Source organism: Idiomarina sp. UBA3162, assembly GCF_002364475.1.
Lineage (GTDB): Bacteria > Pseudomonadota > Gammaproteobacteria > Enterobacterales > Alteromonadaceae > Idiomarina.
The window spans coordinates 2,267-3,434 of the sequence record NZ_DEYI01000032.1 but is presented as its reverse complement, the minus strand read 5'-3'; the positions used below and the strand labels follow the sequence as shown (position 1 = coordinate 3,434).

Sequence of the window (1,168 nt, the reverse complement as noted above, 5' to 3'; positions counted from 1 at the left end):
CGCGTTGCTGCTCACCACCCGACAGTTGATTGGGATAATGGTGCCAGCGATCTGAGAGGCCGACCTTTTCTAACAGCTCACGCGCCTCTTTCTCTGCGCCTTTGTGGCCGGCAAGCTCGGCCGGTAACATCACGTTTTCTAATGCGCTTAAGCTGGGCACTAGTAAAAACGATTGAAAGATGAAGCCCACTTTATCGGCGCGTAGTTTCGCACGTTGTTCCTCATCCAAATCGCTTAACTTTTCGTTTTCTATAAGAACATCGCCGTGGGTGGCAATGTCTAACCCAGCGAGTAGTGATAGTAACGTTGATTTACCTGAGCCGGACGCTCCAACAATCGCAACGGTCTCACCGGCATTGATTGCGAGGTCAATTGGTTGCAAAATCTGTAACGGTCCCTCAGAGGTTTCGACTATCTTTTCGAGTTGTTGAGTTTGAATGAGCATAAAATGAAAAACGTCCTATTAAAGTTAGCTTGTATTACTTTGATTTTTATATCTATACGTAGTTTTGCAGCAAATGTTTCACTTGTTGTATTAGGAGATAGCCTAAGCGCAGGTTATGGTCTTTCGCAACAACAAACTTGGGTTGCCGAATTGCAAAAGCGTTGGCAGCAAGCATACCCAAACATTGAAATAATCAATGCCAGTATCAGTGGTGAGACCACCCGTGGTGGCTTAAACCGCTTATCGGGTGTAATTGAACGTCACCAACCCGATGCTATTTTTATTGAGTTGGGCGGCAATGACGGGTTACGTGGTTTCGATTTGGAGACGGTGGAAACGAACTTGTCTAATATGATTGAGCAGGCGCAGGCTAAAGGTATTAAAGTGGCGCTCAGTCAGGTCATGGTGCCACCTAACTATGGACCACGTTTCTCAAAGCGATTTCAGGCGGTATTCACGCGTGTGGCAGAGAAGTATGACGTAACACTGGTGCCCTTTTTCATGACCGAGTTAGTAGAGAACCCAGACTTCGTGCAAGATGATGGCATCCACCCCACTGCAGAAGCACAAGACGCTATTGCGGACTTCCTCTCACCTTACTTACTTGAGCTGGCTAAAAACGCCGAGGCATCGAGTTAATAAGCGTTTGATAAATTGCAGACACAAAAAAACCACCTAGAAGGTGGTTTAGTGTTGGCGTCCCCTAGGGGATTCGAACCCCTG

At 46.9% G+C, this 1,168-nt stretch carries 2 protein-coding genes; one reads left to right on the top strand and one right to left on the bottom strand.

The window, feature by feature from the left end; all coding sequences use genetic code 11:
- On the bottom strand, positions 1 to 445 hold a 445-nt coding region (locus B2X00_RS03760; RefSeq protein WP_290486181.1), incomplete at its 3' end, for an ABC transporter ATP-binding protein.
- Positions 446 to 448: 3 nt separating this feature from the next.
- Here B2X00_RS03760 and B2X00_RS03755 point away from each other — a divergent pair.
- Positions 449 to 1,084 carry an arylesterase gene (locus B2X00_RS03755; protein WP_290486180.1) on the top strand — a complete coding sequence of 212 codons (636 nt, stop codon included), beginning with the start codon at positions 449 to 451 and terminating at the stop codon, positions 1,082 to 1,084.
- Positions 1,085 to 1,168 lie beyond the last annotated feature (84 nt).

Bases quoted from the DNA above. Each gene is read 5' to 3' on its own strand.
- B2X00_RS03755 (WP_290486180.1), top strand. From the start codon at position 449: ATGAAAAACGTCCTATTAAAGTTAGCTTGTATTACTTTGATTTTTATA.